Source organism: Marivirga sp. (assembly GCF_035704835.1).
Taxonomy (GTDB): Bacteria; Bacteroidota; Bacteroidia; order Cytophagales; family Cyclobacteriaceae; genus Marivirga.
On the sequence record NZ_DASSWQ010000034.1, the window covers coordinates 14,312 to 29,822 of the forward strand.

14 protein-coding genes and 1 tRNA gene are annotated in these 15,511 nt (G+C 35.3%); 7 read left to right on the forward strand and 8 right to left on the reverse strand.

The features are described 5' to 3' along the window. The first annotated feature begins 43 nt into the window (after positions 1–43). Positions 44–1,354, forward strand: a complete 1,311-nt coding sequence (locus VFM92_RS05795) for a UDP-N-acetylmuramoyl-tripeptide--D-alanyl-D-alanine ligase (RefSeq protein ID WP_325121251.1) — start codon at positions 44–46, stop codon at positions 1,352–1,354. 94 nt (positions 1,355–1,448) lie between these two features. On the opposite strand, the gene VFM92_RS05800 is transcribed toward VFM92_RS05795, so the two are convergent. Together VFM92_RS05800 and VFM92_RS05805 are read right to left on the reverse strand one after the other, a co-directional pair. After that, the gene (locus VFM92_RS05800; protein ID WP_325121252.1) at positions 1,449–2,510 is read right to left on the reverse strand and encodes a hypothetical protein; all 1,062 of its coding nucleotides are present in this window, start codon (positions 2,508–2,510) and stop codon (positions 1,449–1,451) included. Continuing rightward, positions 2,485–4,971 (reverse strand): AsmA family protein, encoded by a 2,487-nt coding sequence (locus tag VFM92_RS05805; protein ID WP_325121253.1) that lies wholly within the window; start codon positions 4,969–4,971, stop codon positions 2,485–2,487. The genes VFM92_RS05800 and VFM92_RS05805 overlap by 26 nt, the downstream gene beginning before the upstream one ends. A 218-nt stretch (positions 4,972–5,189) precedes the next feature. On the opposite strand from VFM92_RS05805, the gene VFM92_RS05810 reads away from it, so the two are divergent. The 3 genes from VFM92_RS05810 to VFM92_RS05820 all read left to right on the forward strand — a co-directional run bounded on the left by VFM92_RS05810 (position 5,190) and on the right by VFM92_RS05820 (position 7,379). Continuing rightward, a tRNA-Val gene (locus tag VFM92_RS05810) sits at positions 5,190–5,267 on the forward strand. 502 nt (positions 5,268–5,769) lie between these two features. Beyond that, positions 5,770–6,429, forward strand: coding sequence for a spheroidene monooxygenase (locus tag VFM92_RS05815; protein ID WP_325121254.1), 660 nt, complete (start codon positions 5,770–5,772; stop codon positions 6,427–6,429). A gap of 41 nt (positions 6,430–6,470) precedes the next feature. Further along, positions 6,471–7,379, forward strand: coding sequence for a hypothetical protein (locus VFM92_RS05820; protein ID WP_325121255.1), 909 nt, complete (start codon positions 6,471–6,473; stop codon positions 7,377–7,379). Between the two features lie 13 nt (positions 7,380–7,392). On the opposite strand, the gene VFM92_RS05825 is transcribed toward VFM92_RS05820, so the two are convergent. The 6 genes from VFM92_RS05825 to VFM92_RS05850 all read right to left on the reverse strand — a co-directional run bounded on the left by VFM92_RS05825 (position 7,393) and on the right by VFM92_RS05850 (position 12,347). Then, on the reverse strand, positions 7,393–8,640 hold the full coding sequence (locus VFM92_RS05825; RefSeq protein WP_325121256.1) for a DUF819 domain-containing protein: 1,248 nt from the start codon (positions 8,638–8,640) through the stop codon (positions 7,393–7,395). After that, positions 8,640–9,272 carry a CoA pyrophosphatase gene (locus VFM92_RS05830; RefSeq protein WP_325121257.1) on the reverse strand — a complete coding sequence of 211 codons (633 nt, stop codon included), beginning with the start codon at positions 9,270–9,272 and terminating at the stop codon, positions 8,640–8,642. The genes VFM92_RS05825 and VFM92_RS05830 overlap by 1 nt, the downstream gene beginning before the upstream one ends. Positions 9,273–9,427: 155 nt before the next feature. Then, the gene (locus VFM92_RS05835; RefSeq protein WP_325121258.1) at positions 9,428–10,033 is read right to left on the reverse strand and encodes a superoxide dismutase; all 606 of its coding nucleotides are present in this window, start codon (positions 10,031–10,033) and stop codon (positions 9,428–9,430) included. Positions 10,034–10,077: 44 nt separating this feature from the next. Further along, on the reverse strand, positions 10,078–10,530 hold the full coding sequence (locus VFM92_RS05840) for a nucleoside deaminase (RefSeq protein ID WP_325121259.1): 453 nt from the start codon (positions 10,528–10,530) through the stop codon (positions 10,078–10,080). A gap of 7 nt (positions 10,531–10,537) precedes the next feature. Next, positions 10,538–11,071 (reverse strand): hypothetical protein, encoded by a 534-nt coding sequence (locus VFM92_RS05845; RefSeq protein ID WP_325121260.1) that lies wholly within the window; start codon positions 11,069–11,071, stop codon positions 10,538–10,540. 28 nt (positions 11,072–11,099) lie between these two features. Then, the gene (locus VFM92_RS05850; protein ID WP_325121261.1) at positions 11,100–12,347 is read right to left on the reverse strand and encodes an ABC transporter permease; all 1,248 of its coding nucleotides are present in this window, start codon (positions 12,345–12,347) and stop codon (positions 11,100–11,102) included. 101 nt (positions 12,348–12,448) lie between these two features. On the opposite strand from VFM92_RS05850, the gene queA reads away from it, so the two are divergent. The 3 genes from queA to VFM92_RS05865 all read left to right on the forward strand — a co-directional run bounded on the left by queA (position 12,449) and on the right by VFM92_RS05865 (position 15,031). After that, positions 12,449–13,495 (forward strand): tRNA preQ1(34) S-adenosylmethionine ribosyltransferase-isomerase QueA, encoded by a 1,047-nt coding sequence (gene queA, locus VFM92_RS05855; RefSeq protein ID WP_325121262.1) that lies wholly within the window; start codon positions 12,449–12,451, stop codon positions 13,493–13,495. Positions 13,496–13,619: 124 nt separating this feature from the next. Further along, complete coding sequence (gene ubiE / locus VFM92_RS05860; protein WP_325121263.1) at positions 13,620–14,342, forward strand: bifunctional demethylmenaquinone methyltransferase/2-methoxy-6-polyprenyl-1,4-benzoquinol methylase UbiE; 723 nt, start codon at positions 13,620–13,622, stop codon at positions 14,340–14,342. Next, the gene (locus VFM92_RS05865) at positions 14,291–15,031 is read left to right on the forward strand and encodes a porin family protein (RefSeq protein ID WP_325121264.1); all 741 of its coding nucleotides are present in this window, start codon (positions 14,291–14,293) and stop codon (positions 15,029–15,031) included. The genes ubiE and VFM92_RS05865 overlap by 52 nt, the downstream gene beginning before the upstream one ends. The last annotated feature ends 480 nt before the right edge of the window (positions 15,032–15,511 follow it).

The window sequence follows — 15,511 nt, forward strand, 5'->3', positions numbered from 1 at the left end:
TAAGCTTTTACAATTTTATAGATTTGTAAAAACCTATTGAAAAATGACAGAGATAGAAAAGCTCTACGAAATATATTTAAAAAGTACTGGAATCTGCACAGATAGCCGCAAGCTTGAAAAAGGCAATCTATTTTTTGCTTTAAAAGGTCCCAACTTCAATGGAAACAAATTTGCCCAGTCAGCCCTTGAAGAGGGTGCTTTAGCAGTTTTGGTAGATGAAGTGGAATACCACAAAAATGATGAGAATAATTACTTAGTGGATGATGCTTTGAAAACCTTACAACTTTTGGCCACTCATCACAGGCAGCAACTCAATATCCCGATTATTGGTATAACGGGCTCAAATGGTAAAACCACGAGCAAGGAATTAATTCATGTGGTTTTGGCTAAGAAATACAATGTTTTTGCTACCTCAGGTAATTTGAATAACCACATTGGAGTGCCGTTGAGTTTACTTTCCATCAATAAAAAGCATGAAATTGCCATCATAGAAATGGGGGCCAACCATGTGGGTGAAATAGCTTCCTATTGCAAAATAGCTCAACCTACTCATGGATTGATTACCAATATCGGTAAAGCCCACATTGGGGAATTCGGAGGCTTTGAAAATATCATTATCGGTAAAAGCGAATTGTTCGATTTTCTTAAGAAAAACAATGGCATTCCGTTTATCAATACTCAAGATGCTGTATTGAAAAATATGCAAAAACGATTTTCCAATGCAGTCACCTTCCCAAATGAAGGAGACGACTTGGAACTTCAACCAGAGAAAGGCTCGGCATTTTTAAAATATTCCACTGAAGGTTTCAGTCATATAGAAACACATTTAGTTGGTCAGTTTAATTATCTTAATGTGGCAGCTGCTTTATGCATTGGTAAATATTTTGACGTTTCGATGGAAAAAGCCATTAAGGCAACGCAAGAGTATATGCCTGAAAATATGCGTTCGCAAATGATTAAAACGGATAATTACACTATTTTACTAGATGCCTACAATGCTAATCCTGATTCGATGGAACTAGCCATTAAAAGCTTGAGCGCTATAGAAAATACTGAATCCGTAGTGATTTTGGGAGATATGCTGGAATTAGGGGATACTGCAGAATTGGAACATGAAAAACTAGGGGAGCTTTGCGTGGATTTGGGTATTAGCAAAAGATATTATTGCGGCAAACAAATTCAATCTGCTTCTAAAAAGGATAATTTTGGCAAGTACTTCGAGACTAAAAATGAATTGATAGAACACTTAACAGCCAAGCCATTGAAGAAAGCAAGTACGATTTTAATCAAAGGCTCTAGGAAAAATGCTTTGGAAGAGATAGTGCCATTTTTGGTTAAATTGGAGGGGAGATAAGAGTTATTAAAACTTCGTTTCAATAGACTAGATTCCCACCTTCGTGGGAATGACGCATAGAATAGAATGAGTTGGAAAAGGACAGATTAGAACCTCACTCCAATTCCACCTTAAACATTTTTCCACCCCTACCTGCCATCAAAGCAGTACGGCTGTCAATGAAAGTGGCTGTCCAAATGTCTTCTTCGCTTAAAGTTTTCCATTTTTGTTGGTCGCCTAACCAAATTTCAGCTCCTTTTGGACCGCAAACCAATACGAATTCATTTTCTAAATAATTTGTGACTGCCATCCCGTAGAAAGAACCTAGAGTTGCATGCTCAGGGAGAGCTTTCCAGTTTTCACCATTATCTTCGGAATAGTAAACATTCTCCAATTGCTTGTCAGAAATTCCCAAATCCCCACCTGTAATCCATAATTTATCATTTGACTTCTTAATGGCTGTCAGACCCGCAAATTCACCTGTCATCATAGGGGTGCTTTTCACTTCCCAGCTTCTGCCATAATCTTCTGTGTAAAAAACCCTAGCGCTTCCATTTGCACCTGTGGCTATCCATGCTTTCCCTTCTTCACCAGTCAAAATATTGCTCCCACTTGAAGCAAAACCACCTTCACCATCATTTGCCAAAGGAGCAGTCGGAATTCGTGTCCAGCTTCTACCAAATTCAGCTGTTTTAAGAATATAGGCCAATGAATCTGTGGCATCTCCATAGACTAATCCTTGTCCATTTTCCCAGAATTGAACCGCATCTATAAAGCCCTTATCATTTTCCATTTGAAAAACTTTTCGCCAGCCTGTGACTTCATGAAAATAAAAGATTTGACTCAATCTACCCTCGCCTGCACTTAATACAATGGCTTCCTTATCACTGATTGGATGAACATCTCTGAATTGCAGACTGTCAATTTCAGGATAGGTAAAAACTTGCCAATCATCCCCTGCATTGGTAGATTTTAGTAAGGTAGAATATGTTCCACTAGCCCAGACGATGGAATCATTAAATGACTGCAAACCGATAATGAGGGCATCTGTATTAGTGTTAAGCTCAGTTAATTTTGGAGTCACATTTTTATCTCCACAAGAAGCTGTGAAAATCAATACAGTCATTATCAGGCAATAATTCTTTATTTTTTTACCAATCAAAATATTCTTCTTCATTTAATTCAACTTCTTTTTTCTCTTTTTCAATTTCTTGTCCCTTAATAATCTTCTTCAAGGTTTTTCCTTCCTCTTTTAATCTATCTGCAACGGATTGCAAGGAGCGTTTTTTATCCCAACTAATTTCAAAATCATCCGTGGTACCTATAATTTTCAAATAGAGATTGGAATATCCCCCACTCTCTTCAATTGCACCAAATGCAGCATCGCTGTCCTCCTTTTTATAGTTTTTTAAAGGTACTAATAATCTATAATTAATTTCCTGATTAAAGGTATGTGTGCCTTGCAATAATATATCAGATACATTGGACTTGATAGACATTTCCGGAAGATAAATCACTTTATTTTTGATTTCGATTGTATTGCTCAATTCGCCAAAGTTCAAATGTGTTAGTTCGTCCTCCCTCACGTAATCCGACAAACTTAGCATAGGCTGAAAATCATTCAGCTCCCCATTTTCAATAGTAGCATCAATGGTGGCAGTAAAAGCATCAGGTTGGAATTTCAAACCTTCATCCAGTAAAATAAAAGCATTTACTTTGGCATCAATTTTTCCTTTTAAATGTCTATCAGTCAAGAAATCCTGCTGGAAATTTTCGAAAGTATAAAATATACTATCCACATTCATTCCCTTAAAATTAACCGCTGTGTTGATTCGGATTTCATTACTCTTTTTGGCATTCACTTCTCCATTTAGGGTCATTTTACCTCCATTACTCTCTAAACCTAATTGAGACGCCTCAAGAATTTGATTGGATAGTTTGATTTTACCTGAGATATTTCTTCCTTCAAATCGCTTAAATGTTAGATTTGAAATATGTGAGGTTAAATCCAATTGCAATTTTGGGCTTAAGGCAAATTTGAAAGATTCTTCCTGTTTTTCGATTGAGTTATCTGCATTAGATAAGCCAGATAGCAACTCATTGAGATTGATATTTTCACTAACAGTTTCTGCTTCTATTAAAAGCGCTTGATTTTCCTTCAAGAAATAGGGAATTATATTAAGGAAAAATCCACTTAATTCAATATCCGAGTCGCCAATATTCCCTTTCAAATGATTGATAGCAATGTCATTCTTATTGAACATTAATCTACCATTTACATCATTAATGGGTAATGGATAATCTGCATAAACTCCACTTAAATTAGTTAAAATTAATTCTCCAGAGTTATTTATTCGTGTTGCCGTTGAAGCCTGTTTAAAGTCATTGAAATAGCCAGCAACAGTCAAATTGAAATCAATTAAACCATCTAGCTGTGAATATTTTTCTTTATCAGGGAAAAAGGTGACTAAATCCTGCGTTGAAATCTGACCTTCAGTCGAAAGATTAATGAGATAATTCTCAAAATCTTTAATTCCTAAATTTGCCGTAAATGGTTTTCCTTTTAAGACTCCTTTAATATCTTTCAGAACCAATTGTGAGGTTTTTAGACTTTGTTTTGCTCCATTATTGAAATTTCCATGGAAACTTAAATTCTCGAATCTTGTATTGTATTCAGGCTGAAATAGTGATGCATTATCCACGCTAAAGCTGAAATTGATATTAGGACTTTCTTTGGATGTTAAATTTCCAACCAAACTTCCTTCAAACTGCGAATTCCCAGTACTTTCATAATCAGCCAATTGCTTTCTATACGTCTCAGGCAATAAAGAAATCAGTGTTGTGAAATCTGATTCGATTCCTTTCACCAAAATATTCATATAACTGTCCTCAATTTCATAGTTTCCCGAAATTTGAAAATCATTTCCAGATAAAAGAATTTGAGAAGGTAGAATTTCTACTGTTTCTGCACCTTGCGTATATTTGAGAGTAGTTTTCAATGTTAAATTTTTATTCTCAAAATAATCATACTCCCCAATTTTTATTGCCTTGGAATTCATTTTGCCTTCAACATTGATATAATAAACATTTTTCTTTTTGTAAAGACTAGCATTTAATTGGTCTGCAAATTGTAAATAGGATTGCTTTAAAGCCTCATCCACATAATTAATCTGCACTCCTTGAATCTGAACATTTTTCAAATCAAAATTGACAGACTGCTGCGAATTTGAATTTGAGTTTTTAATTATATCATAATTTATTTCACCAGACCTTGTAGTGCGGATAGTGACCTCTCCATTTTTCAATATAATCTTCTCAAATGAATAATCTCCCTTCAGAAAATGTAAGGTATTAAAGGAAAGTGCCAGCTCCTCTAGCTTGGCCAAGGGAAAACTGCTTCTCTCCAAGGACTCTTGAATAAAAACATTCTGAAATCGTAAAGAAATATTTGGAAAATCTGTCCACCAATTGATATCAACGGCACCAACTTTTACTGGTGTCTGAATTGTTTTATTGATTTCCGACAATATCTTTTCAATAAGTTGGTCTTGATTGTAATACAAGTATGCTGACCCACCGGCAAAAAGCAGGGTCAAAAAAAGAAAAAGGTAAAGAATAATCTTTTTAATGCGCTTCAAAGTAATGCGTTTGATGGATGAACGAAAATTGTGAATAAGAGATATAAATCCAAATTTATTTTTTTTACAGATCTAAACAATTGACTATCAGTTTCATAAATATTTTAAAGAAAAAAAGTTGAATTATTTTTCAAAATCAATTTGTAAATATAAAAAGCAATACTACATTTGCATTCCCAAAACACAACAAAAGGTTGTAAAAATCAAAAATAATTAATGGGGATATAGCTCAGTTGGTTTAGAGCACCTGCCTTACAAGCAGGGGGTCGTAGGTTCGAATCCTACTATCCCCACCAAAATAAAGCCTATTCAATGTTTTTGAATAGGCTTTTTGCATTTTTAGACTGTAAGCATCATATAATTTTTTCCTAAGAAAAGCCCGTATCATTAAATTTGATTAATTTGTAGCTTAATTAAGCTAAATATTCTTTACAAGTTTTTGGACATCATACTATTAATTATATCACCAATTTTAGTTCTATGGATTTTGAGTGTAAAATGGCTTTACTACTGGAATAGATTTTGGATATTCTTTGCAATAAATGTCCTTCTCACTCTATCCTATTTATTTTACTTTACAAATTCTCAATTAGAATATTTAGGTCATGATGGCTATGGATTGAGAAGAGTGGCTATAATCGTTTTTGTATTATATCTTCATGTAGGATCTGTTTTTATTTTTGCCTTTATTCGGAAGATAAAAAGAAATAAGCGGATTTTAGAATAGCTAATTATACATTACTAATTTCCATTAAACCCTTCACCTCCTTTTCAGTTACTGTGAACATAAATTAATCTATGGTAACCATATCCTTAATACACTACACTCAAAATAAATACTGGGCATTTAAGCAGATGCAGTTACTGCCTCCTCGATTGGCTAAGGTCAATGGCTGTAATTTTGCAAAGTTACTGGGAACGGGTAGTGGATTCGGCTTTAGTTTATGGCCTGATTTCTCAACTTACGCTATGTTGATGAAATGGGACAATGAAAATCGTGCAGAAGAGTTTTTCCAACATTCAAGTGAATTCAGTGAATTGAAAAATAAATCTGTGTCCATTGAAACTCATCATCTAGAATCTTTAGGAGCTCATGGCAGCTGGTACGGTCAAAATCCGTTCCCTGAAAAAGCAGCTTATTCAGGAGGAAAAATAGCCGTCATTACAAGAGCAAGAATCAATATCAACAAGCTCCCAAGATTTTGGCAATTCGTACCCCAGGCCAGTAAAGCCATTGAAAATGCCAAAGGATTAGTTTACACCAAAGGCATAGGCGAATGGCCTTTAATTGAGCAAGCTACGTTCAGTATCTGGGAAAATGAGCAAGCCATGAAAGAATATGCTTATGCTGACATACACAAAGAAATTATCGGGAAGGTTAAAAAAGAAAATTGGTATAAAGAAGAAATGTTTAGCCGCTTCAATTACATTAAAAGTATCACCCATGAACGGCTTTAACCATATTCCGTTAGCAAAAATAGTCACCAAATTTGTATGTTATGAAAAACACATTACTCCTTTTATTTTCTCTGGTATTATTTCAAGCATGTGCTCAAAAAACTAATAACACCCCACAGGATAAAGTCAATTTAAACCTAAATGAACAGTTTGGCGATTACTGGTATCAAGGAAAGGCAGAATTGACTTCCTATGATTTGGAGCAAGTTCGATATGGAGAAAAAAGAGACGGAGAAGCTGTCCTTATTTTCGTAACGGAAGACTTTTCAAAAAGCAAGCAAGTAAAACTGGACAACCCACAAGAGGCTGGCGATGATGCTGAAAAAGTTCTGAAGCTCAACTTTACCAAAAAATTCAGTACTGGTATTTATCCTTATTCAATTATGACTTCAATATTCTCACCAATTTATCCTGAAAATGATATGCACGCTCGCAAAATCACCACTTCGGTTCAAGAATGGTGCGGACACGTATTTATGCAATTGAATAATATGGGTACTGATTATAAATTACTACTGCGGTCCTATTTTGAAAGCGAAGGAGATGTAGATATGAAACTTGATAAAGTTTGGCTGGAAGATGAACTTTGGACTTTATTACGTCTGGACCCTAATCAAATTCCAAAAGGAGAAATACAGTTATTTCCTTCAACTCAATATTTACGACTTAAACATAAAGATTTAAAAGCATTTACTGCAAAAATCAGTATGGTAACAAACGATAATTTAAACGAATTAACAGTTGAAATTCCAGAACTAGAACGTCAATTATCAATATTCTATAAAGCCCAACATCCTTACCAAATCGAAAAGTGGGAAGAAACTTATCCTGAAAATGGAGAAATGATGACAACTACAGCCACCCTCAAAAAGCGTATCCTGCTAGATTATTGGAATAAAAATGGAGCAAAAGATAGTGTATACAGAAAGCAATTAAATTTGAAATATTAAATTCTTATACTCATCAAACAGCCGCAGCCACCTGCATTAACAATCCGCAAATGTAGGCTGCGTAAGTACCAAGTGCATACCCCAATACTGCCAAAAGCACTCCTACTGGTGCTAAGCTGGGATGGAAAGCTCCTGCCACTATAGGTGCAGATGCTGCACCGCCCACATTCGCCTGACTCCCCACAGCTACAAAGAAATAAGGAGCTTTAATTATCTTGGCAACTCCAAGCAATACAATCACATGAACAGCCATCCAAATCAAGCCAACCATAAAGAAACCAGGATTATCAAAAATAGCAGTCACATCCATCAGCATTCCAATAGAAGCAACCAATACATAAATCATGACACTACCTAGACGCGAAGCTCCCACGCCTTCCAATTTTCGAGCTTTGGTAAATGATAAACATAAACCAATAGTTGTAGCAATTACTACTAACCAAAAGAATGAGGAAGTCAAACTGAATTTATCTAGTTGAGGAGCAACTTCGCCAATCCAAGGGGCTATTAAATCTGCTCCAAAATGAGATATTCCGGTTGCTCCAAAACCAATGGCTAAAACAGTCATGACTTCGGGCAACGTAGGTATTTTCATGATGGAAGCCTGATATTTCTCAATACCATTTTTAACTTCTTCAATTGATGAAGCATCTGCTTTTAATCTTTTATCCAGTTTCTTAGAAATTCCAACTCCGTAGAGTAGAAAGGCCATCCATATATTAGCTACAATCACATCTACGGTAATCATGGTGGCAAATAAATCTTCACTCGCTCCGAAGGTTTCAAACATGGCTGCTTGATTGGCACCTCCACCAATCCAACTGCCGGCTATGGTTGCCATTCCTCTCCAGACGGCATCAGGGCCTACTCCCCCTACAATGTCAGGAGCAAAAGAAGAAACAATTAAAATGGATAATGGTCCACCAATAACAATTCCAGCCGTACCTGCCAAAAACATGATAATAGCCTTCTTCCCTAGTCTGGCAATTGCCTTTAAATCAATACTCAAAGTCAATAGAACCAAAGCGGTAGGCAATAAGTAGCGCGAAGACATAAAATAGAGGTTGGATTCATCACCTGATATGATTCCAAAAGTATTAAAAAGAGAAGGAATGAAGTAACATAATAAAACCGAAGGGATGAAACGGTAAAATTTTTGCCATCCTGCCTTCTTGCTAGAAGCAGTGATAAAAATGGCTGCCAATATTAACATTAGCAAACCTAAAACTACGGCATCGTTGGTGATTAGTGGTTTTTCCATTATGTATAATGTTCTTTCAAAATTTCTACAAATTCACTTAAAATCATTGCAGTAGCGCCCCAAACTACCTTCTCTTCAATATCAAAAAATGGGGCTTTTAATCTGACTTCCTGAGCTACTGTGAGTTCTGTTTCTTGCAGAGTTTTCGGGTTAATCAAATGTTGAACTTCCGCTTTAAAGATATGCTCCACTTCACGAGGATCTTTAATAAATTCAGGCTTTCTGTGTAAAATACTGACCACAGGTTTTACTATATAATTACTGGCCGTTACATTCAAATCAGATAAGCTCCCGACAACTTCATTATCTGAAATTTTGACGCCAATTTCTTCAAAAGTTTCTCTTATGGCAGTTTCAATTAAGCTATCGTCAAAATCTTCCATCTTTCCACCTGGTAAACTTATCTGCCCACCATGTATACCTTGATATGGTGGTCTTTGCATCAAAGGAAAATAGATTTTACCTTCATCGGGATAAAGCGCAATCATAACCGCTCCTTTTTTAGGTGGTTTTTCATATTGCATTTTAAAGCGCTGACCGATAGGTTGCGCCATCATTTGCTGATGGGCATTATCTCCAGGTAGTTCTTGTGCTAACCGAGCTTCTAGATATTTTTTTAACTCCAGTATCATAGATTACAATCAGCAATAATACAAAACTTAAATGAGGTGTGGGAAAGAATTTAGTGTAAAAGTGGTTTAAAATTATTACAGAGAACTCTTAACAAACAAAAAAAGCCATGCAAAATGAATTACATGGCTTGTGAAGCTTAATTAATAAGACTTAATTATTTTCCTGCTTCATATCTTTTAGATACTTCTTTCCAGTTGATTACATTAAAAAATGCATCAATATAATCAGGTCTTCTGTTTTGATAATTTAAGTAATATGCATGTTCCCATACATCAAGACCTAAGATTGGAGTTCCTCCACAGCCAACTTTTGGCATGATTGGGTTATCCTGATTTGGAGAAGAACAAACCTCTACTTTTCCACCAGCGTGAACACATAACCATGCCCATCCTGAACCGAAACGAGTAGCTGCGGCATTAGAAAATTCTTCTTTAAATTTATCAAAAGAACCATAAGCTGATTTAATTGCGTCAGCTAAAGCACCTGATGGTTGTCCACCTCCATCTGGGCTCATTACTGACCAGAATAAAGAGTGATTGTAATGACCTCCACCATTATTTCTAACAGCATTATTATCACTATTATTTTTAAGCAATTCTTCTAAAGACTTGCCAGCCATATCAGTTCCTTCAACAGCTGCATTTAATTTAGTAACATATCCGTTATGATGTTTTCCATGGTGGATTTCCATAGTTTTAGCATCTATATGTGGTTCTAAAGCGTCTTTTGCATATGGTAATGCTGGTAATTCAAAAGCCATAATATTTATAAGTTATAGGTTAAACATTAATTAAAAATTCAATTCTATTTGTTTCGCATTTTAGCAAAAAAATTATCAATTAGTTTTTTGCTTTCAGCTGCCATCAAACCGCTCTTTACTTTTGTTTTAGGATGAATTATATTAGGATTTATTTTTGTAAACCCTCTTTTCTCATCCGACAAAGCATAAACAATTTGGTCTATTTGCGACCAGTTCAAAGCGCCTGCACACATTCCACAAGGTTCTAAACTGACATAAAGCGTACAATCTGTTAAGTATTTACCTCCTAAATGATTAGCGGCTGATGTAATCGCCAGCATTTCCGCATGGGCAGTAACATCATTCAGTCTTTCAGTTTGATTGTAGGCTTTAGCAATAATTTTTTTCTGACAAACAACGACAGCACCAACAGGAATTTCTCCTTCTTCATAGGCTATTTCAGCCTGACGAAGGGCTTCCTTCATAAAGTGCTCGTCAGAATAAACGGTGAGTTCCATTTTATGTTTACCTGAATTCAGTGGATTCAAACATTTCCTGAGCAATCGGCTGCCATTTGGATTTCAAGTACGGAGGACAAGAAAAATTAATAGTGACCAAGCCGTTCTTATGAATGGTATATAATAGATAGGTATAGCGCTGCTCTGCAACTCGACCACCTTCCGTTTCAGGTTTTCCATCAAATTGATAGGCTATAAATTCTTTATTATTTATGGTGACCAATTCCTTTTGAAAAAATTTAATCTCTTCAAATAAATTGGGAATACTTGAATCATAAAAATCTTTTAATAGCGCAATATCACCTTTTTGCCAAAAGGTTGGCGATGCTGTTATGGTAAATTCAACTGCTGATTGACTATTTGTGAGCGCTACATCCGGAATTTTAGCACCTAAAAACTTTGATGAAAGTTCCTGCTGAGTCATCTCCTGTAAATCTGTGGAAACATCCATGGTCAAATAATCAGTTAGTTTCTGCTTTTTTAAAACTGGATCTTGAAACAAGAAAAACATCAAAAATAGTAACCCAATAGATTTAATCATTTAGTTCTTTATTTTGAAATTAAAAAAATTACGCTCTTATAGCAATTACTGGATCTAGTTTAGCCGCCATTCCAGCAGGTACAATCCCTGACACAGTTCCGACTATCACTGACACAATGATTCCTAGCAATACATTTCCCAAAGAAAGTGTGAGTTCTAAACTTCCTAATGAAATAAAGCTCAATAAATACACTAAAAACAACCCAAAAAGCCCGCCAAGTACGGACAGAAAAACAGCTTCAAATAGAAATTGGTATAATATAAAAGACCTTTTAGCACCTAATGATTTTTGAATACCTATGATATTCGTTCTCTCTTTTACGGAAACAAACATGATATTAGCAATACCGAAGCCACCTACTAAAATTGAGAAACTACCAATCACCCAGCCGGCTAGTGAAATCACTCCAAATATGGAATCAAGAAAATCAGCAATAGCCTCAGGACGATTGATGGCAAAGTTGGTATCTTCTCTAGGGCGCAATCCTCGTTTTTGTCTAAGTAATCCTGTTATTTCTCCTTCCAAATTTTTTAGTCCTTCATCCTCGGCATAACCTTTTAAAGCGATGACCGATTCAACTCCCCAGTTGCCACGACCTGAAAACATCTTAAAAAAAGCATTATAAGGAACATAGCAATAATCATCAGCACTTGGGGCATTGGTGATACTTGCTCCTTGCAATTCCATTACTCCAATTACTTTAAACTTTAAGCCCCTTAGTTTAACTTCTTGGCCAATTGGGTCAGACATTGGAAATAACGTATTTGCTACTTCTCCACCAATTATTGTTACATTAGCACCCTTTTCTATTTCTTGCAACCCAAAATAACGACCCGTTTCTATAGGGATTTCAAATACATCTTTATGCTGATAAGCAATTCCAGAAATTATAGCTCCGCTTAAACTATTACTTTCATGTTTAACAGTTACACCTCTTCTTTCGGCAAAAATAGTAACAGCACTGGCTTTAGCAGAATTCTCTTTCAAAAATTGATATTCACTAAATTGTGCCTTTGGACGGTTAACATACTTCCACCAAGGATAGTCATCTCCAAATATCCAGGGAAATTTCTCAATTCGGATTACGTCATCTCCAAGAAAGTTAAGACTATCTTTTATATTTTTTTCCAATGAATCTACAAGCGTAAAAACGGTGATGATTGAAAATATCCCTACCGTCACTCCCAAGAGTGAAAGAATCGTTCTTAATAAATTGGCTCGCAAGGCACTTAAAGCAAAGCGAAAACTCTCCAGAAGCAGATGAAAGTAAATCATATGTAAATATAAAAATATAAAGCTACAAGATTACAAAAACTATTCTTAACTTTGCCCTCTTAAATTTTTAAATCTAACCACTTAATACCGTAATATTAAGTATGAAATTATCAGAATTCAAATTCGAATTACCACTTAAATTAGTGGCACAGCATCCGGCAGAAGACAGGGACTTAGCAAAACTAATGGTTTTGCACAAAGATACCGGTGAAATTGAACACAAAACTTTTAAGGATATTGTAGATTACTTCGAGGAAGGTGACATACTTGTGACCAACAACACCAAAGTATTTCCTGCACGTCTTTATGGAAACAAAGAAAAAACAGGTGCTCAAATTGAAGTTTTCTTATTAAGAGAACTCAATAAGGAAATGCATTTGTGGGATGTGTTGGTTGACCCGGCTCGTAAAATTCGTGTAGGAAACAAATTGTATTTTGGAGATGGCGAATTAGTAGCGGAAGTTATTGATAACACCACTTCAAGAGGAAGAACCATTAAATTTTTATATGATGGTGATGATCAAGATTTCTACAAATTAGTAGATTCTTTGGGCGAAACTCCTCTTCCAAAATATATCAAAAGACCAGTTGAAGAAGCTGATAGGGAAAGATTCCAAACAATCTATGCTGAAGAAGTAGGAGCTGTTGCAGCACCAACTGCAGGTATGCACTTTACTCGACAGGTATTGAAGAGAATGGAATTAAAAGGCATCAAAACCAGTCCAATTACATTGCATATTGGTTTAGGCACTTTCCGCCCTGTAGATGTTGAAGATTTGACCAAGCATAAAATGGATTCGGAAAACTTTAAAGTTCCGAAGAAAACTGCTGAGTTGGTTAATGAATCATTGGATAGCAAGAAAAGAGTTTGTGCCGTGGGTACTACTGCTATGCGTTCTATGGAATCATCAGTAACTGCTAACAATCATTTGAAAGAAAATGAAGGTTGGACTGACCGTTTTATTTTTCCTCCTTACGAATTTAAAATTTGTAATGCATTATTAACAAATTTCCACATGCCAGAATCTACTTTATTGATGATGGCTGCTGCATTTGGAGGGTATGACAACGTAATGAAAGCTTATCAAGAAGCGATTAAAAATAAATATAGATTCCTATCTTATGGGGATGCTATGTTAATTATTTAATATTGAAATCACTGAAATAAGACTGCTATGCTAGATATTTAATGCATAGCAGTTTTATTTTTACCCAAAACAAACATTTCTTCAAAACGCGCTGTTAGCCATACTATAGCAAATCCATTTTCAGATGACAGTATTACCCTACAAAGACAAGGAAACAGGCAAAAAGCAACAAGTGGCAGATATGTTCGATAACATTAGCCATAAATATGATTTCCTTAACCATTTTCTAAGCCTAGGAATAGATATTCGTTGGAGAAAGACAGGTATCAAATTGTTGAAGGATATTCAGCCGAAGCAAATTTTGGATATTGCTACTGGAACTGGTGATTTCGCCATTGAAGCTTTGAAATTAAATCCCGATCATGTTACTGGAGTTGATATTTCTGAAGGCATGTTGAATGTTGGGAGAGCGAAATTGAAGAAAAGAAAACTGGACGATAGAATCACATTGATTTCAGGAGATTCGGAAAACCTTCCGTTTGAAGATAATAAGTTTGATGCCATCATCGTTGCTTTTGGGGTAAGGAATTTTGAGAATCTGGAAAAAGGATTGTCTGAAATGTTTAGAGTACTTAGACCAGGTGGAAAAGTAGTGGTATTAGAATTTTCTAAGCCTAAAAGCTTTCCATTTAAGCAACTGTATAATTTCTATTTCAAGAATATCTTACCTACTTTAGGCAAAACAATTTCAAAAGATAATGCAGCCTATACGTATCTACCTGAATCAGTAAAGTCATTTCCCGATGGAAAGGATTTCACTTCAATTTTGGATAAATTAGGTTTCAAAAACACTGTATGCAAACCACTAACATTTGGCATAAGCTCCATTTACACGGGAATAAAATAATCTTATTCGCTTTAGGGGTATTATTTAGCTTTCAAGCTTCTGCTCAATATTACGAAAAGGAGAATTTACCTAATTATGATGACCAGTTACTTCATTATGGTTTTTATTTAGGTGGACATACTGCTAATTTGAAAGTTAGGTATAATGAAGCTTACTTGACCAATGAATTTGACTCTTTACACTCTGTAATTCCAGAAAGTACCCCAGGCTTTACGGTTGGTTTTATTTTTAATCTTAGACTTGCTCAATATTTAGACTTCAGAGCATTACCAGGAGTGGGTCTTTATCAATACACTTTAAATTACAATACTTTCGACCAAGCGCAAGTTGTTACTTATCAGGGCAAGAAGGAAGCATTTTATGCAGAATTGCCACTTCTATTTAAATACAAATCTCAACGTAGGAAAAATTTTAGAGCTTATATGATTGGGGGAGCAAAACCTTCTTTTGAAGTAAGTGGTAAAAGACCATCGGAGACTAATGAGGATATTTTATTAATTAATACGTTCAATCTCGCATTAGAAATAGGATTTGGAGTAGACATCTATTACGAATTATTTAAGTTTTCTCCAGAAATTCGCTTTTCCAGAGGATTATCTAATGCTTTATTTGATAGACAAAATAGCTATAGTAGCCCAATAGACCAGTTGGTGACTAATAGTGTTTCCATTTACTTTCAGTTTCAATAGTATCAGAATTCAACCTCATTATAATATAGTATAATGAGGTAATCACGCTCTCAATAGTGATGATTGGAAGTTGGTGGTGTAGAATTTATGATTTCCCGTTCACAGAAATATTACTTTTTACCTAGCTTTCTCTTGAAAATTAAAAAGAAGGCTTAATCTTCATTATAACGAAAATAAAAACTCTTTTTTTTGGAAATGTTATCATAACAAACCCTTGGAATTTGTTGTTATATAGGAAATCTGAGGTTTTAGAAATTAAATATAGATTCATACCCGAAACTATATTTTGTAGTTTCTACTTTTCCTTTTTGCTTGATCAAAAAGAAAGAAAAAATCAAGACAATCGAGTAGGAAGATAGGGATTATTTCCCTATCCGTCCTCTCACACCACCCTGCGTACCGTTCGGTACAGGGCGGTTTGTTAAAATAATGATGGCTGTGTTGCATTAGTCAGCCGTAAGTAAGTTTCGTAAAACCCAA